Here is a 20467-nt window from a genome sequence, read left to right as displayed (position 1 = left end):
GCGAGTCGGCTTCTTCAAGCCGCTTCGCGGAAGCGATATCCTACGCCATAAAGCGTTTCAATCATATCGAAGTCGCCATCGACCAGTTTGAACTTCTTGCGAAGACGCTTGATGTGGCTGTCGATGGTGCGGTCGTCCACATAGACCTGTTCGTCATAGGCGGCATCCATCAGCGCGTCGCGGCTTTTCACTACGCCCGGCCGCTGCGCCAGCGAATGCAGGATGAGGAATTCGGTGACCGTCAGCGTCACCGGCTCACCCTTCCAGGTGCAGGTGTGGCGTTCCTGGTCCATGGCGAGCTGCCCGCGTTCCAGCGTGCGCGCCTGCTGATCGGCGGTCGGCTTCAGCACGCTGCCGGTTGCGGCCGAAGCCTCGCGGCTGCTGGCGCGGCGCAGGATGGCCTTGACGCGCTCCACCAGAAGGCGCTGCGAGAAGGGTTTCGTGATGAAGTCGTCCGCACCCATCTTCAGGCCGAACAATTCATCGATCTCTTCATCCTTGGAGGTGAGGAAGATAACCGGCAGGTCCGACTTCTGGCGAAGACGCCGCAAAAGCTCCATGCCGTCCATGCGTGGCATCTTAATATCGAAAATGGCGAGCTGCGGCGGACGGGCGATCAACCCGTCAAGCGCGGAAGCGCCGTCCGTATACGTTTCGACCCGGTAGCCTTCGGCTTCGAGCGCGATCGATACCGAAGTCAGAATATTCCGGTCGTCGTCGACAAGCGCGATCGTCTGCATGTAGTTGGTCTCCATCGTCATTTTCTCGTAACTCCCGACATTCACCCAGCCAAGGTTGTGCGCCGCGAGCCACTCTCTTGAGTATAAAGGTGGAACAAATTGTGGCAAAGGAAAACTCGCTCAGAAATCGCTGGTCAGGCGGGAGCGGATTTTGCGAAAAGGCCGCAGCTGGATTTTAATGCGTCTTCAACCGATTTAAAAAGAAATAAAATCTTTTAAATCGATTAATATATTGAAATTACTAAGTTTTTTAAAGTTCGGCTCTTGCGTTTCCAAAAGCTGCCACGTATTTTCCGAGGAAATTTCAACGTCCTTATCGTCATTAACAAGGAACGCGTCATGAACGAGCTTGGGGTTCATAATCCTGCCAATGGAGTTGCAGAACTCGGACTGGGCGAGGCCTCCCGCGTCTTTTATAACCTCAACGAGAGCGAATTATACGAAGAGGCGATCCGCAATGGCGAGGCCGAACTGACCATCGATGGCGCGCTGCGCGCCGTCACCGGCCAGCACACGGGCCGTTCTCCGAAGGACAAATTCGTCGTCCGCGACGCGTCCACCGAGAACACCATCTGGTGGGACAACAACAAGCCGCTTTCGCCGGAAAATTTCGAGCTGCTGCGCAAGGACATGCTGGCCCATGCCGCCGGCAAGACCCTCTACGTTCAGGATCTGATCGGCGGCGCCGATGAGGAAAATGCGTTGCCGACACGGGTAGTCACCGAACTTGCCTGGCATTCGCTGTTCATCCGCAATCTCCTGATCCGTCCGAAGCGGGAAAAACTGGCGGGTTTCAAGCAGAAGCTCACCATCATCAACCTGCCGAGCTTCAAGGCCGATCCTGCCCGTCACGGCGTGCGTTCGGAAACCGTCATCGCCTGCGATCTGACCAACGGCCTTGTCCTCATCGGCGGCACGTCCTATGCCGGCGAAAACAAGAAGTCGGTCTTCACGGTGCTGAACTACCTGCTGCCGGCCAAGGGCGTCATGCCCATGCATTGCTCCGCCAATGTCGGTCCGCAGGGCGATTCCGCCGTGTTCTTCGGCCTCTCCGGCACCGGCAAGACCACGCTGTCCGCCGATCCGTCGCGCACGCTGATCGGCGATGACGAACATGGCTGGGGCGAACACGGCATCTTCAATTTCGAAGGCGGCTGCTATGCCAAGGCGATCAAGCTTTCGGCCGAAGCCGAGCCGGAAATCTACGCCGCGACCCGCCGCTTCGGCACAGTTCTTGAGAACGTCGTGCTGGACGAAAACCGCGTTCCCGACTTCAACGACAATTCGCTGACGGAAAACACCCGCAGCGCCTATCCACTGCACTTCATTCCGAATGCATCGGAAACGGGCATTGCCGGCCATCCGAAGACGATCATCATGCTGACGGCGGATGCCTTCGGCGTGCTGCCGCCGATTGCCCGGCTGACGCCGGAACAGGCTATGTACCACTTCCTCTCCGGTTATACCGCAAAGGTTGCCGGCACGGAAAAGGGCGTGACCGAGCCGGAGGCAACCTTCTCCACCTGCTTCGGCGCACCCTTCATGCCGCGCCACCCGGCGGAATACGGCAACCTGCTGCGCGAACTGATCGGCAAGCATGGTGTGGATTGCTGGCTGGTCAATACCGGCTGGACCGGCGGTGCTTACGGCATCGGCAAGCGCATGCCCATCAAGGCGACCCGAGCGCTTTTGACCGCCGCACTGACCGGCGACCTGAAGAATGCGGAATTCCGCACCGACGCGAATTTCGGTTTCGCCGTACCGCTATCGCTTGATGGCGTCGACAGCGCGATCCTCGATCCGCGTTCGACCTGGGCCGATGGCGCAGCCTATGACGCGCAGGCGAAGAAGCTGGTGTCTATGTTCGTCACCAACTTCACCAAGTTCGAAGACCACGTCGACAGCAAGGTTCGCGACGCTGCACCGGGCCTTTTGCTTGCGGCTGAATGAATAAAGCCTCATTTATGAGGAGGAGGGGACCCGGCCTTGTGCCGGGTTCTTTCGTTTGGCCTGCTGTTTCCATTCCTGCCGATCTGTGGCATCACCGGCGCGGAGAAAGATCATGGCCAGCGACCCGCTTTACATCAGCAACCGTATCACCATCGCCGGCTGGGAGCTGACGGAGCAATTCGTGCTGGCCGGCGGGCCGGGCGGCCAGAACGTCAACAAGGTCTCGACGGCGGTTCAGCTGTTTTTCGACATTGCCAATTCGCCCTCCCTTCCCGATCGGGTAAAGACCAATGCACTGCGCCTTGGTGGCAGGCGCGTGTCGAAAGACGGCGTGCTGATGATCGAGGCAAGCCGGTTTCGCAGCCAGGAGCGCAATCGTGAAGACGCGCGCGAACGGCTGAAGGAACTGATCCTCGAAGCTGCCGCCCCGCCGCCGCCGGTGCGCAAGGCCACCAAGCCCACCAAGGGATCGGTCGAGCGCCGCCTCAAGGCGAAGTCCGGTCGCTCCGATATCAAGAAAATGCGCGGCAAGCCCTCGGGCGAATAAGCGACGGTGAGGCGGCGAATGTTTCGCCCTTGTCATAGAGCTTCAAATATCGTCTGGTAAGCCTCCCTACAACCAAGGAGGGTGCTATGGGTCTGTTCAATTTCATCAAGGAAGCGGGAAAGAAGCTCGGTATCGGCGGCGATGATGCCCCGGATGTCGAAGCGGTCAAGAAGGAACTCGCTTCCCACGATCTCGGCACGGACAAGGTTCAGGTCGAGGTGGTGGACGACAAGGTCGTTCTGAAGGGCGAAGTGGCCGATCAGTCGGTTTTCGAAAAGGCGGTCATCGCGGTCGGCAATACGCTCGGCATTTCCAAGGTCGAGGCCGGTGAGCTGAAAGTGACTGACGCGCCCGCGAAAGAACCCGTCTTCTACACGGTCAAGAAGGGCGACAATCTCTGGAAGATTGCGGAAGCCCAGTACGGCAAGGCCAATGGCGCGAAGAACAACATCATCTTCGAAGCCAACAAGCCGATGCTGACGCATCCCGACAAGATTTATCCCGGGCAGGTTCTGCGTATTCCCGACCTTGCGTAACAACGGGTTTTGACCGCCGGAGATGCCGCCACGCGCGGCATCTTCACAGCTTGCGAAGCGCTACCGTGTCGATCAGGTGGTTCTTGCCCTTGCGAAGGATAAGATCGGCGCGCGGGCGCGTCGGCACGATGTTCTGCCGCAGGTTCTTCAGGTTGATGTTCTGCCAGAGGCCTTCGGCGATGCTCAGCGCCGCTTCCTCACTAATCGAGGCATAACGGTTGAAGAATGAATTGGGATCGCGGAAGGCGGTTTTCCTCAGATTCATGAACCGGTTCACATACCAGTTGTGAATGAGGCCCTCATCGGCATCGATATAGATCGAGAAATCGAAAAAGTCGGAAACGATCGGCACGATCCGTCCGCCCGCTGGCAAATCGCGCGATTGCAGCACGTTGATGCCTTCGAAGATGAGGATATCCGGCTGGTCGATGACAGTGAATTCGTTCGGCAGAACGTCGTAGGTCAGGTGCGAATAACGCGGCGCCTTCACATTCGGCTGGCCTGCCTTGATCGCCGAGAGGAAACGCAGGAGCGCGCCGATATCGTAGCTTTCGGGAAAGCCCTTGCGCTCCATCAGGTTTTCCCGCCGCAGAACCTCGTTCGGATAAAGAAATCCGTCTGTCGTGATGAGATCGACCTTGGGGCTGGAGGGCCAGCGCGCCAGAAGCTCCTTCAGGATACGCGCCGTCGTCGATTTTCCAACCGCCACGGAGCCGGCAATGCCGATGACGAAGGGCGTCTTGTTGACATCGGCCATGTTGAGAAAGCGGTTACGCTGCTCGAACAGCAGCTGCGACGCCTCCACATGCGATGACAGGAGGCGCGACAATGACAGGTAAATGCGCCGCACTTCGTCCAGATCGATCGGGTCATCCAGCGAGCGCAGTCGCTTGACCTCGTCGGCGGAAAGCGTCAGTGGCGTATCGGCACGAAACTTCGACCATTCTTCCGAACTGAAGAAGTGATAGGGCGAATATTCATCCGGTCGGAAATGATCGAGTGTGCTCGGCATGCCTCTCTCCCCGCTGCCTGCCTCGACATTCATGATGTCGGCCTCGCCGCCTTTTCCGCAAGGCCGGTTTGCCCCGTACGGCGCTCCAGCTCGGCAAAAACGTCGTCCAACGGAATATCTGCGATCTTCAGCACCACCAGCAGATGGTAGAGCAGATCGGCCGCCTCGTTCTTCAGCCCGTCGCGGTCTTCCGCGATGGCCGCGATGACGGCTTCAACCGCCTCTTCGCCGAGTTTTTTCGCCGCACGCTCCTGGCCGGCAGCAACCAGTTTGGCCGTCCAGGATTCGTCAGGAGAGGCAGCGGCGCGTGTCGCGACGATGCGTTCCAGATCGGAAAGGGAAAATGCGCTCATGGGAGTTCCTGCAATCAGTCGAGACGCATGGCGATGCCGTGCTCTGCCATGTAGTTCTTGGCTTGCCCGATCGAATAGGTGCCGAAGTGGAAGATGGAGGCGGCGAGCACCGCAGTTGCGTGGCCATCGCGCACGCCCGCCACCAGATCGTCCAGCGTGCCGACGCCGCCTGAGGCGATGACGGGGACGCGAACCTGATCGGCAATGCTGCGCGTCAGGCCGATATCGTATCCGCTTTTAGTGCCGTCGCGATCCATCGAGGTAACCAGCAATTCGCCGGCGCCGCGTTCGACCATCTTGATGGCGAATTCCACAGCGTCGATCCCGGTCGGTTGGCGGCCGCCATGGGTGAAGATTTCCCAGCGGCCTTCTTCTCCGTCCTTCGAAACCCGCTTGGCGTCGATGGAAACGACGATGCACTGGTTGCCGAACTTGTCGGCCGCCTGCGCCACGAAATCCGGATCCTTGACGGCTGCGGAATTGATCGAGACCTTGTCCGCACCGCAAAGGAGCAGCTTGCGAATATCCGCGACGCTGCGAACCCCGCCACCGACGGTCAGCGGCATAAAGCAATGATCGGCGGTACGCGAGACGACATCGAAGATCGTGTCGCGATTATCCGAAGAGGCTGTAATGTCGAGGAAGCAGAGTTCGTCCGCTCCCGCCGCATCATAGGCTTTCGCCGCCTCGACGGGATCGCCGGCATCGATCAGGTCGACGAAGTTCACGCCCTTGACGACACGGCCGTCTTTCACATCAAGGCAGGGAATAACGCGGGCTTTGAGGGTCATGCGTTTACCTCCTTCGCAGCCTTGATAAGGGCAAGCGCCTCGGCAGGATCGATGCGGCCGTCGTAAAGCGCGCGGCCGGAAATCGCACCTTCGAGTTTTGCGGCATCGGGCTGCAACATGCGCTTGATGTCGTCGATGGAGGCGAGACCGCCAGAGGCGATGACCGGGATGGAAACAGCATTCGCCAGTTCCAGCGTCGAAGCCCAGTTGATGCCGGCCAGAATGCCGTCGCGATCGATATCGGTGTAGATGATGGCCGCGACGCCTGCGCCTTCGAAACGTTTGGCGAGTTCGATGACGCCGAGTTCGGAAGCCTCGGCCCAGCCTTCCACCGCAACCTTGCCGCCCTTGGCATCGATGCCGACGGCGACCTGACCGGGGAAACGCTTGCAGGCTTCAAGAACCAGAACCGGATCGCGCACCGCCACAGTGCCGAGAATGACGCGCGCAAGCCCACGGCTCAGCCACGCGTCGATATGATCGAGCGTGCGGATGCCGCCGCCAAGCTGGACCGGGTTTTTCGTCGCTTTCAGAATGGCGTCGACCGCCTCGCCATTCACGGTCTGGCCGGCAAAGGCGCCGTTAAGATCAACGACATGCAGCCATTCGAAGCCTTGGTCTTCGAAGGCCTTGGCCTGTGCGCCGGGGTCCTCGTTATAAACGGTGGCCTGGTCCATATCGCCGAGTTTCAGGCGAACGCACTGGCCGTCCTTAAGGTCGATTGCGGGAAAAAGAATCATGTCAGGGCTTCCAGCGCAGGAAATTGGAAATCAGGGCAAGGCCGAGCGTCTGGCTCTTTTCCGGGTGGAATTGCGCACCCGCCATATTGTCGCGGCCGACGAAAGCCGTCATCGCGCCACCGTAATTGGTGGTGGCGATGACATTCGTCGAATGCTTGGCGGCCAGGTGATAGGAATGCACGAAATAGGCGTGCAACCCGTCAGCACCGGTCTTGATGCCGTCGAACAGCGGATGGGCATGACGGATTTCCAGCGTGTTCCAGCCGATCTGCGGAATCTTCAGGCTTGGATCGGACGGCGTCATTTCCACGACGTCGCCTTCGATCCAGCCGAGCCCGGTGCTGACGGTCTTTTCCAGCCCGCGCGAGGACATGAGCTGCATGCCGACGCAGATACCAAGAAAGGGATGGGCCTTTTTCTCCACGGCTTCGATGAGTGCGTCATGCATGCCGGGAACAGCGTCGAGACCGGCGCGGCAATCCGCATAAGCGCCGACGCCCGGCAGCACGATGCGGTCCGCCGAAGCGACGTGATCCGGCTTGTCGGTCAGGTCGATGGTTGCATTGATGCCGGCTTCGCGGGCGGCACGCTCGAAAGCTTTTGTGGCCGAACGCAGGTTGCCCGAACCGTAGTCGATGATCGCGACACGCATGTCAGCGCCTTCCATTCAAGTCGAAAAGAAACGATCCGGCGGGATCATTGACGAAGTTTTTGTCGCCGCTCTTTTGCGGCGAAGGGGTCCAGACCGGCTGGGACAGTTGTTCCGCCCTTTCGGTGTTTTCGGAGAGACCGGAGAAATATATGTCTTCGGCGCTCGAAAGATCAGGGGCGGAAACGACGGATGTCAGCGTCCAACCCTTACGGATCAGGTGCCGGACGAGAAAATCGCGTCCCTCCAGCGCCGTGATGAGCCCTATGGCGAAACCGCAGAGAATGCCGATCGGTTCGAATCCGGCTAATATCGAGACCTGCCCAGCCAGAAGAAGCGCTATGACAACGATAGCCGTTGCCAGCCACAGCCGGTTGATCGCGAGCCATAGCCAGGGCGCAATGAGAGCCAGCCAGACGAAACGGTCTGCGATGAAGCGGGTCGTCTTGTGGTCCCTGTCCGGCCCGTTGGGGGCTTCCAGAACGAGATAGCTTGTCATGGGCTTCCTGACAGCTTTGGCGTCAGGCCAGCATGCCCTTCGTGGAGGGAACGCGGCCTGCCTGCCGGGGGTCGATCTCGGTTGCCGTGCGAAGAACGCGGGCAACGGCCTTGAAGCATGTTTCGGCGATATGATGGTTGTTCGCGCCGTAATGGTTCAGGATATGCAGCGTAATGCCAGCATTCTGCGCCAGCGCCTGAAAGAACTCGCGCACCAGCTCGGTGTCGAAGGTGCCGATCTTCGGCGCGGAAAAATTGACGTTCCACACGAGGAAAGGCCGGCCGGAAATATCGACGGCGGCCTTGGTCATCGTCTCGTCCATGGCAAGATCGAGCGAGGCATAACGGGTAATGCCGCGCCGGTCACCCAGCGCCCTGGCAATCGCCTGGCCGATGGCGATGCCGGTATCTTCCACGGTGTGATGGTCATCGATATGCAGATCGCCCTTGACCTCGATTTCCATGTCGATCAGCGAATGGCGGCTGAGCTGGTCCAGCATATGGTCGAAAAATCCCACGCCGGTGGAAATTGTCGACTTGCCGGTGCCGTCGATATCCACGCGCACCGAAACCGAGGTTTCGTTGGTCTTGCGGATAATCTCGCCTTTACGTTCTGCCATTTTGGCCGCTCCGTGAAAATGTTGCCGTTCCTTATCAGCACGGGACACAAATATCCAGTTGTTCCATCGTCTTGCCTGACATGCCGAAAACGGTGCGTGGCCGGCAAGATTGCAATCGTGAAAAGCAAACTTACATAGAACCCGAGAAGGGCCGCATCCCGGCCCGTTAACCGCAGGCCCGGCAGGGCAGACAGGTGTTTGATGACAACAATTATTACAGTCAGGAAGGGCGGCAAGGTCGTCATGGCTGGGGACGGTCAGGTAAGCCTTGGCCAGACGGTCATGAAGGGCAATGCCCGCAAGGTTCGACGCATCGGCAAGGGCGAAGTGATTGCCGGTTTTGCCGGTGCGACGGCGGATGCCTTTACGCTGCTTGACCGTCTTGAAAAGAAACTCGAGCAATATCCGGGCCAGCTCATGCGCGCAGCCGTCGAGCTTGCGAAGGACTGGCGCACGGATAAATATCTGCGCAATCTCGAAGCCATGATGCTGGTGGCCGATAAATCGACCACGCTCGCCATCACCGGCAATGGCGATGTGCTGGAGCCCGAGCACGGCACTATCGCCATCGGTTCCGGCGGCAACTACGCCTTTGCTGCCGCCCGCGCCATGATGGATACGGACAAATCGGCTGAGGAGGTGGCGCGCCAGTCGCTCGATATCGCCGCCGATATCTGCGTTTATACCAACCACAATCTCGTCGTCGAAACGCTCGACGCCGAATAAGCAACCCCATTTCTCACCCAAGGGTCCTGTGGGCCGGGCCGGAATGGCCGGCCGGAGCAGGAAAGCCGAGAGGATAGAATGACCACTTTTTCTCCCCGGGAAATAGTCTCGGAACTCGACCGCTTCATCATCGGCCAGCATGAGGCCAAACGTGCTGTCGCGATTGCGCTGCGTAACCGCTGGCGCCGCCAGCAGCTCGATGAGAGCCTGCGCGACGAAGTCATGCCGAAAAACATTCTGATGATCGGGCCAACCGGTGTCGGCAAGACGGAGATTTCCCGCCGCCTCGCCAAGCTGGCCGGTGCGCCCTTCATCAAGGTCGAGGCGACCAAGTTCACCGAAGTCGGTTATGTTGGCCGCGACGTCGAACAGATCATCCGCGATCTGGTCGAGATCGGCATCGGCCTCGTGCGCGAAAAGAAGCGCGCCGAAGTGCAGGCCAAGGCGCATCAGAGTGCTGAGGAACGGGTGCTCGATGCGCTGGTTGGCGCAACCGCGTCTCCGGGCACGCGTGAAAGCTTCCGCAAGAAGCTTCGCGACGGCGAACTTGACGATAAGGAAATCGATATCGAAGTGGCGGATAGCGGCTCGGGCATGCCCGGTTTCGAAATTCCCGGCATGCCGGGCGCCAATATCGGCGTTCTCAACCTGTCGGAAATGTTCGGCAAAGCCATGGGCGGACGCACCAAGAAAGTGCGCACGACGGTGTCGAAGTCCTATGCCGATCTCATCCGCGATGAGTCCGACAAGCTGCTCGACAATGAAATGATCCAGCGCGAGGCGGTGAAGTCGGTCGAAAATGACGGCATCGTCTTCCTCGATGAGATCGACAAGATCGCTGCCCGCGATGGCGGCATGGGCGCCGGCGTCTCACGTGAAGGCGTGCAGCGCGATCTCCTGCCGCTTGTCGAAGGCACGACGGTTTCGACGAAATATGGCCCGGTGAAAACCGACCACGTCCTCTTCATCGCGTCGGGTGCCTTCCATGTGGCCAAGCCTTCGGATCTTCTGCCGGAGCTTCAGGGCCGCCTGCCGATCCGTGTCGAGCTGAAGCCGCTGACCAAGGAAGATTTCCGCCGCATCCTGACGGAGACGGAAGCAAGCCTCATCCGCCAGTATAAAGCGCTGATGGCGACGGAAGAACTGGATCTCGATTTCACCGATGATGCAATCGATGCCCTGGCCGATGTGGCGGTTCATCTCAATTCGTCGGTCGAGAATATCGGTGCGCGCCGTCTGCAGACGGTGATGGAGCGTGTTCTGGACGAGATTTCCTTCAATGCGCCGGATCGCGGCGGTTCCGCCGTCAAGATCGATCAGGAATATGTCCGCAAGCATGTCGGTGATCTCGCCGCCGATACGGATTTGTCCCGCTATATTCTCTGAAGATTTCAGGGATCCAAGAAAGAAGAGTGCGGCCATATTTGCCGCACTCTTTTATTTTATTCGCCTTGTCTCGCATTCAGCCCGCATTTTGTTTATGGGAAGGGCTGCATTCCGGTTGGAACCGTTTTAGTGGAATGATCCGGTTTTCCCAGCACCTTTCGCTGGTGGAGGCCGCAGGCTTGAGAAAAGGCATTCGCTCGTGCGCAAAACTCTTCTGGCATTTGCCGCTGCTTTGACGTTCACCGTCACCGCGTCTTCTTACGTCGAAGCCGCGACGGTCGTTCCGCCAGGCAATCGCAATGCCGAACAGCCCGGCGTTCCCGGCGCTTCCGCAAAAAGAACAAAGGCGTCCAACACCTCTTTCGAGCGCAAATACCAGAAGGTCATCGACCTTTTGTCCTCCGACAGGGCTCTGATCGCCAAGATCAAGTCGACGGCCGGGCGCTACGGCATCGATCCGATCCATATGATCGGCGCGATCGTCGGCGAACATACCTATAATGTAGACGCCTATGACCGGCTGCAGTCCTATTACGTCAAGGCGGCTTCTTACGCCGGGAACAGCTTCCGTTTCGGCTACAAGGACGAAACCATCGCGCAGTTCCTGACGCATTCGCAATTTGCCAAATGCCAGTCGAAGAGGGATTCCTACAGTGTCTGGAACTGTCGGGAAGATGTCTGGGAAGACAGTTTCCGCGGCAAGACGGTCGATGGTGTCGCCTACCCGAACAACCGTTTCAGCGCCGTGTTTTTCCAGCCTTTCTATGCCGGCCAGACCTTCGGCCTTGGCCAGATCAATCCACTGACCGCGCTGATGTTGTCCGACATGGTGTCGAGAACTTCCGGCTATGAGAAGCTGGATGAGAACGACGCCACCGCCGTCTATACCGCCATCATGGACCCTGACCGGTCGCTCGCTTTCATGGCGGCCTCCATCCGCAAGTCTATCGACGACTATAAATCTATTGCCGACATGGATATTTCGAAAAATCCGGGTGTGACCTCCACGCTTTATAATGTCGGCGGGTCGCAGCAGCGTGCCGCCGCGCTTGCCCAGAAGAACCGCCAGCGCGCCGCAGGCGGGGAGCAGCCCCTGTTGCCGGAGGAAAATTATTACGGCTGGCTGGTGAATGACCGCATCAAGGATTTGCAGGCGCTTTTGTAGAAAAAGGCGACTATCGCCCGCATTGTTTCCAAAACGGAAATAATATTTGGCTGTCCGCCGCAATTGACGAGCGGCCGTCTCCGCGTCCAATCTGTGCCTTCAGAATAGAGGAGGCGCATGTGAGCCGCACGAATAAATTCGGTCTTTCCATCGATGACAGGCTTTATGCCTTTTTGACTGACGACGTCCTGCCGGGCACGGGTCTGGACAGCGAGGCGTTCTTCGAAGGTTTTTCGACCATTGTTCACGAGCTTTCTCCGAAGAACCGCGAATTGCTGGCAAAGCGTGACGCCCTGCAGGAAAAGCTGGATGGCTGGTATCGGCAGAATGGCGCGCCGGCGGATTTTGACGCCTATGAGGGCTTTCTGAAGGAAATCGGCTATCTGCTGCCGGAAGGTCCCGGCTTCCAGGTGGAAACGAGTAATGTCGACCCGGAAATCGCCGCCGTCGCCGGCCCACAGCTCGTCGTTCCGGTCATGAATGCGCGTTATGCGCTGAATGCGGCCAATGCCCGCTGGGGTTCGCTTTACGACGCGCTTTACGGCACGGATGCTGTTTCTGACGCCGACGGTGCGGAGAAGGGCAGGGGGTATAATCCGAAGCGCGGTGAAAAGGTCATTGCCTGGGCGCGAAACTTCCTCGATGAATCCGCGCCGCTGGAGACGGGAAGCTGGTCCGAGGTGACCGGTTTCAAGATCGAGGATGGCCTGTTGCAGCTTGCTATCGGCGACGCCAGGACTGGTCTCAGGGATGCAGCCCAGTTCAAGGGTTTCAGCGGCGAAGCGGCAAAGGCCGCAACGATCCTGCTCGGCAAGAATGGTTTGCACACTGAAATCGTCATTGATCCCACGACAGAAATCGGCAAGGGCGACAAGGCGGGAATCTCCGATGTCATTCTCGAATCTGCGCTCACGACCATCATGGATTGCGAGGATTCGGTTGCCGCCGTCGACGCTGAAGACAAGGTGCTGGTTTATGGCAACTGGCTTGGCCTGATGCGCGGCGACCTGACCGAAGAAGTATCCAAGGGCGGCAAGACCTTCACCCGCAGCCTCAACCCGGATCGCTATTACACGGCTCCCAATGGTGCGGCGCTGACGCTGCCCGGCCGTTCCCTGATGCTGGTGCGCAATGTCGGTCATCTGATGACCAATCCAGCGATCCTCGACAGGGACGGCCGTGAGGCGCCCGAAGGCATCATGGACGCCGTCGTCACGGCGTTGATAGCCCTTTATGATGTCGGTCCGTCCGGGCGGCGTCAGAATTCCCGCGCCGGCTCCATGTATGTCGTCAAGCCGAAGATGCACGGGCCGGAGGAAGTGGCCTTCGCCAACGAAATCTTCAGCCGGGTCGAAAAGCTTGTCGGCTTGGCGCCGAACACCATGAAAATGGGCATCATGGATGAGGAGCGCCGCACCACGGTCAACCTCAAGGAAAGCATTCGCGCTGCGAAGGATCGCGTTGTCTTCATCAATACGGGCTTCCTCGACCGTACCGGCGACGAAATCCACACTTCGATGGAAGCGGGTCCGATGATCCGCAAGGGCGACATGAAGCAGGCGGCATGGATCGCCGCTTACGAGAACTGGAACGTCGATGTCGGCCTCGAATGCGGCCTTTCCGGCCATGCGCAGATTGGCAAGGGCATGTGGGCGATGCCGGACCTGATGGCCGCGATGCTGGAGCAGAAGATCGCGCATCCGAAGGCCGGCGCCAACACCGCCTGGGTGCCGTCGCCAACGGCGGCGACGCTGCATGCCACGCATTATCACAAGGTCGATGTCGCTGCCGTTCAGGAAGGATTGAAAAGCCGCGGCCGTGCGAAGCTTTCCGATATTCTGTCGGTGCCGGTCGCGCCGCGCCCCAACTGGACGCCGGAAGAAATCCAGCGCGAACTCGACAACAACGCACAGGGCATTCTCGGATACGTCGTGCGCTGGGTCGATCAGGGCGTTGGTTGCTCGAAGGTGCCGGATATCAACAATATCGGGCTGATGGAAGACCGCGCCACGCTGCGCATCTCCGCGCAGCATATGGCGAACTGGCTGCGCCATGGTGTGGTGACGCAGGAACAGATCGTCGAGACCATGAAACGCATGGCCGCCGTCGTCGATGCGCAAAATGCCGGCGATCAGGCCTATCTGCCGATGGCATCCGATTTCGATGGATCGGTCGCATTTCAGGCGGCTGTCGAACTGGTGCTGAAGGGCCGTGAACAGCCGAACGGCTACACCGAGCCGGTTCTGCACCGCCGCCGTCTGGAACTGAAGGCCAAGCAGGCGGCCTGAAGCCGTCAGAAGTCCTGAGAAACAAAAAAGCCGCCGGGGAAATCCACGGCGGCTTTTTCTTGTCTGGTATGTGATCTTTACTGGATCACGATGACCTTGGTGCTGCGGCCGGGACGAACGCGGCTGTAAAGGTCGATGACGTCCTGGTTGATCATGCGGATGCAGCCGGAAGAGGCGGCGGTGCCGATCGAGGCCCATTCGGGCGAACCATGGATGCGGAACAGCGTGTCCTGTCCCTTTTCATTGAAGAGATACATGGCGCGTGCGCCGAGCGGGTTGGTAAGACCCGGACCCATGCCAGCCTCGACATATTTGGCGACTTCCGGCTTACGGTCCGCCATTTCTTTCGGCGGATGCCACATCGGCCATTCCTGCTTCCAGGCGACATAGGCCTCACCGGCCCAGGCGAAACCTGCCTTGCCGACGCCGATGCCGTAACGAACCGCGCGGTTGCCGGACAGGATGTAATAGAGGTAACGCTCACGCGTATTGACGATGATGGTGCCGGCGCGTTCGGATGTCTGGAATTCGACGATCTGGCGGCGGTACTTCTCATTCACACGATTGATCGGGATGGCCGGCAGCGCATAGCCCGCATCGGTCACGGGACCGTAGACATCGTTGAAGATCTGGACCGTTTCGACCTTTGCCGGAACGGGGTCAGCAACCGGTACTGACGCTGCGATCTTGCCGGAGGTCGGAGCGGAGGATTGGGAGGTAGTTTCGGCGCAGCCGGCCAGAGCCAGTGCTGCCGTCAGACCGAGTGCGGTCAATGGGGTACGGATGCGCATGTCGTTCTCGCGGAAAATTCGCCAAATTGTGCGAAAGAGTAGGCTTAATTGGATAAATCGGTTATTTTCCATTCAGCCGCTCTTGGCAAGCCGTTGCGCCGCCGCGAAACGGTCGGGCATTTAAAATTGCCGGTTGATTGCCTTTTTGCAACAATAGGCCAAACGCTTCAGCAGCCTTTATCCATGACTATTCTTTCCGTTACCAACAATAATCCGTTAATAGACGGCCGCCAGTCGGACAAGGCGATGCTGGTGCGCCGCGGCGTTCAGGTGCTTCTGCACGAAATGCGCCATTCGGTGCTGCCCGAACTGCCGCTCGCAAGCGGGCGGCGGGCAGATCTCATCAGCCTGTCGGTCAAGGGTGAGATCTGGATCATAGAGATCAAATCCTCCATTGAGGATTTCCGTGTCGATCGCAAATGGCCGGAATACCGCATGCATTGCGACCGGCTGTTCTTCGCCACCCATCCTGAAGTGCCGACCGACATATTCCCGGAGGAATGCGGGCTGATCCTGTCGGATGGATATGGCGCCCATATGCTCCGCGATGCGCCGGAGCATAAATTGCCGCCCGCAACCCGCAAGTCGGTGATGCTGGATTTCTCGCGAACCGCTGCGACCCGGCTGATGCTGGCTGAATGGACGACCGGGCGCAGCTTCGGAGAATGACTTCCGTTATTTGGGCGCGCGTTTGGCGAGAATGCGCTGCAGCGTTCGCCGGTGCATGTTCAGCCGGCGGGCGGTTTCCGAAACGTTGCGCTCGCACATTTCATAGACACGCTGAATATGCTCCCACCGAACCCGGTCTGCCGACATCGGGTTTTCGGGAACTTCGGTCTTTTCGCCCTTGCGCTGCGTCAGCGCATTGAACACATCGTCCGCATCGGCGGGTTTGGCCAGATAGTCCAGCGCCCCGAGTTTCACGGCGGTAACGGCGGTTGCTATATTGCCGTAGCCGGTCAGAACGACGATCTGCGTATCGTCCCGGTTCTGCCTGATGGCCTCGATGACTTCCAGACCGTTGCCGTCCGCAAGCCTCAGATCGACAACCGCATATTTCGGCGGTGCAGTCTTGGAGCGGGCAATGCCGTCGCTCACTGTCTCGGCGGTGTCGACGGTAAAGCCGCGTGTTTCCATTGCCCGGGCAAGCCGGCGCAGAAACGGGCCGTCATCATCGACGATCAGCAGCGACCTGTCGGGTCCGATCGGATCGATGTCGTCCGTTGGCGCGCTGGTGGAGTTGTTCTGGTCTTCTGTCTTCATGTTTCCGGCCTTCCGGCAACTTCGTCGGCTTTTCTTCTTCTTATCGCCGCTTTGTGGATGGTAAAGTCAATGGCTTCTTTTATCGTCCATAAGCGCCCGAGGCCAGACGATTGTGACCCGCGCTCCGGTTCCGCTCGTGCCGCGATTTTCAAAGGTGACGGTGGCGCCGGAGCGCTCCAGCAGGGTCTTGGCGATGAAAAGCCCGAGCCCGAGCCCACCCGCCCGTGTGTCGTTGTGACGTTCGGTCACATAGGGCTCGCCGATACGGGCAAGCACGTCATGGGCATAACCCGGCCCATCGTCTTCAATGATGACGGCGACGTTCTGCTGGTCGTAATCCACCGTCACGGTCACCTTTTCCCGCGCATAATCCACACCGTTTTCAATGAGGTTGCCAAGACCGTAGATGATGCCGGCATTGCGGATGCCGACCGGTTCGTCGGCGCGATTGTTCTTTTCAACGAGTTCGAGGCGGATGCCGAATTCTCGGTGCGGCGCCATCACCTCCTCGATCAGCGAGGAGAGCGGCAGGCGGCGCATGTGCTCCTCATTGTCGGCGGAAAGCGAGGTGAGGCGGCGCAGAATGTCACGGCATCTTTCGCTCTGGCTGCGCAGCAGCGCTATATCTTCGCCAAATTTTTCGTCGTTTCCGAGTTCCCGCTCCATCTCCTTCGCGACGACGCTGATTGTCGCGAGCGGCGTACCGAGCTCATGCGCCGCTGCCGCCGCCAGCCCATCCAGCTGCGAGAGATGTTTTTCCCGCTCCAGCACCAGCTCGGTTGCAGCCAGCGCGTCCGCCAGCTGGTTTGCCTCATGCGAAACGCGATAGGCGTAAAAGGCCGCAAAAGAGGTCGTGGCGATGATCGCGACCCAGGTGCCGACATGCAGCAGAAGCTGGATCGGCAAAACCTCGCCGGGATACCACGGAACCGGAAACGGCGAAAAGGCGATCGCGGTTGAGCAGATGACGGCAAAGCCGAGGAGAATGAGCGAATGCCGCAGCGGCTGGGAGGCAAAGGCGATGATGACCTGCACGCAGATCAGCGGCGCGAAAGGATTGGAAAGTCCGCCGGTGATGTAAATGAGCGCCGTCAATTGCAGCAGGTCGAAGGCCAGCAGCAATGTCGCTTCCCAGGGCTCCAGACGATAGGTGGAGGGAAAACGGGCAGTGAGAAACAGGTTGGCCAGCGCCAGTGCCGCGATCAGAAGACCGCAGGCCAGAAGCGGCAGGGGGAAATTGAGCCCGAAGGCGACAAGCAGGATCGTTGCTGTCTGTCCCGCAACCGCCAGCCAGCGCAGCCAGACGATGGTCTGCAGCCTTATTCTGCGGCTGGCGCGGCCGAGCCTCGTGGTTTCGATAGAATGGCCAGCCACCGTCATCTCCTTTGCCCTCTTCATCATCGTCACGTCCCGCGCGGTTTTGCACGGCTGGTCGGCAGGGCCGATGCCGGGTCCTCCGGCCATGGATGGCGTGGATAACGCCCGCGCATATCCGCCCGCACATCCTTCCAGGACCCCGACCAAAAACCCGGAAGATCGCGTGTCGTCTGTATCGGCCTGTGCGCCGGGGAGGTCAATTCCAGCAGCAGCGGCAACCGCCCCTGCGCAATGGACGGGTGGGCTCTCAGCCCGAAAAGCTCCTGCACGCGAATGGAAAGCGTCGGTTCGCTGGCGTCGTAACGAATGGGATGCCGCTGGCCCGTCGGCGCTTCGAAATGCGTCGGCGCCAACTTGGCGAGATCGCGCGCTACCTCATGCGGCACCAGAGACAGGATCCCTTCGGAGAGGCTGCCGGGCCGGATGTCCTGCAGGCTGCGCGCACCGTTCTGAAAAGGGACGAACCATTCGTCCAGCTTGGAAAGCAACGCTTCGTCGCTGACGTCCGGCCAGGGTTCCCCGATACTGGCGTTCAGAAAGCCGATCCTGTCGCGCAACTGCAGCGTCTCTTTCGAAAAAGGAAGTATGCCGATGCCGAATTCCCGAACGCCATTGGCGAGCGCCTGTGCCGCCTGTTCACCCTCGGGACGGGGCAAGGGTGTCTCATCGAGGATGATGGTGCCAAGCCGCGTCACCTTTCGCGCACGCGCCTGGCCGCTCGCCTTGTCGAAAAGCAGCTGGTCCTGCTGAACGATGAGGTGCGGCATCCGCTCTTCTATATCGGTCCTCTCTATGCCTGCCGCCGCAAGGATACGCGGCTGCGCCGCTCGCCCGGTAATATCGGCAACCACCAGCATTTTGCTCGCCGCCAGCCGTTCTGTCTCGGCAAGCTCTGCACCACGCCCATTGGCCATCACATAACGTCCCCGCGCGCCGCGCTGAAGCGCGATCCTGTCCGGATAGGCATGCAGCAGCAGCGGACCGGCTTCGCTCGGCAACTCGGTCATCGCCGTTTTGTCGCCGATCGCGTCGAACAGCCTCGATGCCAGCTTGCGCGCCGCCTGCGCCCTTTCGCTCCTGTCGGAGAGAAAGCGCCGCAGCCGTTCATCGAGATCGATGTCGTTTCCGCCGAGCCCCTGTTCCGTCAGCATGACGGCGAGCATCGCCGCCTTTTTCCCCGCGCCTTCGTTTGCCGCTGCAATCACCATGGCCGCCAGCCGTGGCGGCAATGAAAGGCCGCGCATCAGATGGCCGCGCTGCGTCAGCGCCCCGCCTTTGTCGAGCGCGCCAAGATTTTTAAGAAGCGCGACCGATTCTTTAAGTGCGGCTTCGGGGGGCATATCCAGAAAGGCAAGAGAAGAGGGATCCTGAACACCCCAATGGGCGAGATCGAGCGCAAGGCCGGCAAGATCGCTCGCCAGAATTTGCGGTGGCGTAAATGCGTTGAGCGCCGCCGTCTGCCCTAGATGCCACAGACGGATCGCAACACCGGGTTCAGTTCGCCCGGCGCGACCCGCCCGCTGGTCGGCGGAAGCGCGCGACACCCGCACTGTCTCCAGTCTCGTGATTCCCGTTGCCGGCTCGAAGACAGGTAGTCGCTGCAATCCGCTGTCGATCACCACACGCACCCCATCGATGGTAATCGAGGTCTCCGCAATCGCGGTGGCCAGCACGATCTTGCGTCGTCCGGCCGGCGCCGGCTTTATCGCCGCATCCTGCTCCTTCTGCGAAAGGTTGCCGTAAAGCGGGATGATATCCGTATCGTCGGGAAAACGTCCCTCCAGCCGCGTGGCCGTTCGGGTAATTTCCGCCTGTCCCGGTAAAAAGGCGAGGATGGAGCCGGTTTCCGACCCATGGGCTTCAGTGATCGCCTTGGTGACTTTCTCTTCAATCGGTACACCCGGCCAACGATCCTCATAGCGGACCTCGATTGGAAACGTCCGCCCAAGGCTCTGAATGACCGGGGCGTCTGTCATAAGCGTGCTGATGCGTTCGACATCGAGAGTGGCGGACATGACGAGGATGCGCAGATCGTCGCGCAACCCACCCTGCACGTCGATTGCAAGCGCCAGTCCAAAATCGCCGTCGAGCGAACGCTCGTGAAACTCGTCGAAAATCACCGTCGAAACGCCGGCGAGTTCGGGATCATCCAGGACCATCCGGGCAAACACGCCTTCGGTCACCACTTCTATGCGGGTTTTCGAAGAGACGCGATTGTCGAGCCGCATGCGATAGCCAACGGTTTGCCCCACGTCCTCGTGAAGCAGCTCGGCCATGCGCCCGGCTGCGGCACGGGCGGCCAGCCGGCGTGGTTCGAGGAGAATGATCTTGCCGTCACCCCGCCAGTCCTGTTGCAAAAGATGCAGCGGCACCAGTGTCGTTTTACCCGCGCCCGGTGGGGCTGAAAGAACCGCGCGCTTCGCCCCGGCCAGAGCCTCGGCGATATCGCCGAGAACGGCACTGACGGGAAGTTCGGGCAACTCGGTGTTTATAGGAACGGGCATTCTGGTCATGCAAACAGGCCTGCGGCATCTGGGGTGGTGTTCAAGCGTCTCATATGCCGTTTCTAATGCACGGTCCCTCACTTTGACAGCCGTATGTAAGGAGCAGGCAAATGCTCCGTCGGCAAAATTACGGTTCCTTGCGCGCTATTTGCAGTCAGGACGGGAGGACAGGCATTGGGCGTGTGTTGAAACGTCCGAAGATTTCGTCTCTTTCGGCTGTTTTCGCTTCGATTCACGAAACTCCATAATAAAATCAATAAGTTGATAAAAATGTCAGTTTTTTGACGATGTGCGTGTTGACTTGTTTGAGGGTGTGGATTTATAAGTCCGCTCACTGAACGAGGGCGGCGGCGCTGCTGGCGACGGCGACTTTCGTTCTCAAGAAATCAAGTTGATGAGCGGATTGCTTGTTGGGTTTCGGGGCTTATGGCTTTGGGGCGATTGATTTTGTGACTGCTTTGGGCGGTCTGTTATTTGACAATTGAATATGAGAAGAAAGAGAAACGTGGGCGGCGAAGCTTGCGGGGTCTG

Annotated in this window: 20 protein-coding genes; 8 read left to right on the top strand and 12 right to left on the bottom strand. The window is 59.4% G+C overall.

The window, feature by feature from the left end; genetic code table 11:
- Positions 1-14 precede the first annotated feature (14 nt).
- A complete protein-coding gene (chvI, locus tag EM858_RS08520; RefSeq protein WP_003505377.1) occupies positions 15-740 on the bottom strand; it encodes a two-component system response regulator ChvI in 726 nt (241 codons plus the stop codon).
- 339 nt (positions 741-1079) lie between these two features.
- On the opposite strand from chvI, the gene EM858_RS08515 reads away from it, so the two are divergent.
- The 3 genes from EM858_RS08515 to lysM all read left to right on the top strand — a co-directional run bounded on the left by EM858_RS08515 (position 1080) and on the right by lysM (position 3773).
- Positions 1080-2690 (top strand): phosphoenolpyruvate carboxykinase, encoded by a 1611-nt coding sequence (locus EM858_RS08515; protein WP_035222020.1) that lies wholly within the window; start codon positions 1080-1082, stop codon positions 2688-2690.
- 112 nt (positions 2691-2802) lie between these two features.
- Positions 2803-3237, top strand: a complete 435-nt coding sequence (gene arfB, locus EM858_RS08510; RefSeq protein WP_020808712.1) for an alternative ribosome rescue aminoacyl-tRNA hydrolase ArfB — start codon at positions 2803-2805, stop codon at positions 3235-3237.
- A gap of 86 nt (positions 3238-3323) precedes the next feature.
- Entirely contained in the window at positions 3324-3773 is a 450-nt protein-coding gene (gene lysM / locus EM858_RS08505; protein ID WP_080815405.1) for a peptidoglycan-binding protein LysM, read from the top strand.
- A 43-nt stretch (positions 3774-3816) separates the two neighbouring features.
- On the opposite strand, the gene coaA is transcribed toward lysM, so the two are convergent.
- Genes coaA through hisB form a run of 7 tightly spaced genes read right to left on the bottom strand, consistent with a single transcriptional unit; the run spans position 3817 to position 8436 of the window.
- Positions 3817-4818, bottom strand: coding sequence for a type I pantothenate kinase (gene coaA / locus EM858_RS08500; protein WP_020808714.1), 1002 nt, complete (start codon positions 4816-4818; stop codon positions 3817-3819).
- A complete protein-coding gene (locus EM858_RS08495; RefSeq protein WP_127756430.1) occupies positions 4815-5138 on the bottom strand; it encodes a phosphoribosyl-ATP diphosphatase in 324 nt (107 codons plus the stop codon). The genes coaA and EM858_RS08495 overlap by 4 nt, the downstream gene beginning before the upstream one ends.
- Positions 5139-5152: 14 nt before the next feature.
- The gene (gene hisF / locus EM858_RS08490; RefSeq protein WP_052818623.1) at positions 5153-5929 is read right to left on the bottom strand and encodes an imidazole glycerol phosphate synthase subunit HisF; all 777 of its coding nucleotides are present in this window, start codon (positions 5927-5929) and stop codon (positions 5153-5155) included.
- The gene (gene hisA / locus EM858_RS08485) at positions 5926-6669 is read right to left on the bottom strand and encodes a 1-(5-phosphoribosyl)-5-[(5-phosphoribosylamino)methylideneamino]imidazole-4-carboxamide isomerase (RefSeq protein WP_127756429.1); all 744 of its coding nucleotides are present in this window, start codon (positions 6667-6669) and stop codon (positions 5926-5928) included. The genes hisF and hisA overlap by 4 nt, the downstream gene beginning before the upstream one ends.
- A gap of 1 nt (position 6670) precedes the next feature.
- Positions 6671-7321: an imidazole glycerol phosphate synthase subunit HisH gene (gene hisH / locus EM858_RS08480; RefSeq protein ID WP_127756428.1), complete on the bottom strand. Its 651-nt coding sequence runs from the start codon at positions 7319-7321 to the stop codon at positions 6671-6673.
- Position 7322: 1 nt separating this feature from the next.
- Positions 7323-7817, bottom strand: a complete 495-nt coding sequence (locus EM858_RS08475) for a DUF2628 domain-containing protein (RefSeq protein WP_127756427.1) — start codon at positions 7815-7817, stop codon at positions 7323-7325.
- Positions 7818-7839: 22 nt separating this feature from the next.
- Positions 7840-8436: an imidazoleglycerol-phosphate dehydratase HisB gene (gene hisB, locus EM858_RS08470; RefSeq protein ID WP_127756426.1), complete on the bottom strand. Its 597-nt coding sequence runs from the start codon at positions 8434-8436 to the stop codon at positions 7840-7842.
- A 201-nt stretch (positions 8437-8637) separates the two neighbouring features.
- Between hisB and hslV the strand changes: the two genes are divergently transcribed.
- The 4 genes from hslV (at position 8638) to EM858_RS08450 (ending at position 14001) form a co-directional block, all read left to right on the top strand.
- Entirely contained in the window at positions 8638-9162 is a 525-nt protein-coding gene (hslV, locus tag EM858_RS08465; RefSeq protein WP_127756425.1) for an ATP-dependent protease subunit HslV, read from the top strand.
- Between the two features lie 78 nt (positions 9163-9240).
- Positions 9241-10548, top strand: coding sequence for an ATP-dependent protease ATPase subunit HslU (gene hslU, locus EM858_RS08460; RefSeq protein WP_003521199.1), 1308 nt, complete (start codon positions 9241-9243; stop codon positions 10546-10548).
- A 199-nt stretch (positions 10549-10747) separates the two neighbouring features.
- Positions 10748-11713, top strand: a complete 966-nt coding sequence (locus EM858_RS08455; protein WP_127756424.1) for a DUF1402 family protein — start codon at positions 10748-10750, stop codon at positions 11711-11713.
- Positions 11714-11832: 119 nt separating this feature from the next.
- Entirely contained in the window at positions 11833-14001 is a 2169-nt protein-coding gene (locus tag EM858_RS08450; RefSeq protein WP_127756423.1) for a malate synthase G, read from the top strand.
- 77 nt (positions 14002-14078) lie between these two features.
- On the opposite strand, the gene EM858_RS08445 is transcribed toward EM858_RS08450, so the two are convergent.
- Positions 14079-14792, bottom strand: a complete 714-nt coding sequence (locus tag EM858_RS08445) for a L,D-transpeptidase (protein WP_003521204.1) — start codon at positions 14790-14792, stop codon at positions 14079-14081.
- 183 nt (positions 14793-14975) lie between these two features.
- Here EM858_RS08445 and EM858_RS08440 point away from each other — a divergent pair, with 183 nt between their 5' ends.
- Entirely contained in the window at positions 14976-15461 is a 486-nt protein-coding gene (locus EM858_RS08440; RefSeq protein WP_080818494.1) for an MmcB family DNA repair protein, read from the top strand.
- A 6-nt stretch (positions 15462-15467) separates the two neighbouring features.
- Here the strand turns inward: EM858_RS08440 and EM858_RS08435 are convergent, their stop codons facing one another.
- The 3 genes from EM858_RS08435 to hrpB form a co-directional block, all read right to left on the bottom strand.
- Positions 15468-16055 (bottom strand): ActR/PrrA/RegA family redox response regulator transcription factor, encoded by a 588-nt coding sequence (locus EM858_RS08435; protein WP_127756422.1) that lies wholly within the window; start codon positions 16053-16055, stop codon positions 15468-15470.
- A 66-nt stretch (positions 16056-16121) separates the two neighbouring features.
- The gene (actS, locus tag EM858_RS08430) at positions 16122-17429 is read right to left on the bottom strand and encodes a two-component system sensor histidine kinase ActS (protein WP_080818492.1); all 1308 of its coding nucleotides are present in this window, start codon (positions 17427-17429) and stop codon (positions 16122-16124) included.
- A gap of 29 nt (positions 17430-17458) precedes the next feature.
- Positions 17459-19945 carry an ATP-dependent helicase HrpB gene (gene hrpB, locus EM858_RS08425; protein ID WP_127756421.1) on the bottom strand — a complete coding sequence of 829 codons (2487 nt, stop codon included), beginning with the start codon at positions 19943-19945 and terminating at the stop codon, positions 17459-17461.
- Positions 19946-20467 lie beyond the last annotated feature (522 nt).

It is taken from the genome of Agrobacterium sp. CNPSo 2736 (assembly GCF_004005385.1).
GTDB classification, from domain to species: domain Bacteria; phylum Pseudomonadota; class Alphaproteobacteria; order Rhizobiales; family Rhizobiaceae; genus Agrobacterium; species Agrobacterium leguminum.
This window is presented reverse-complemented; position numbering and strand designations above follow the sequence as displayed.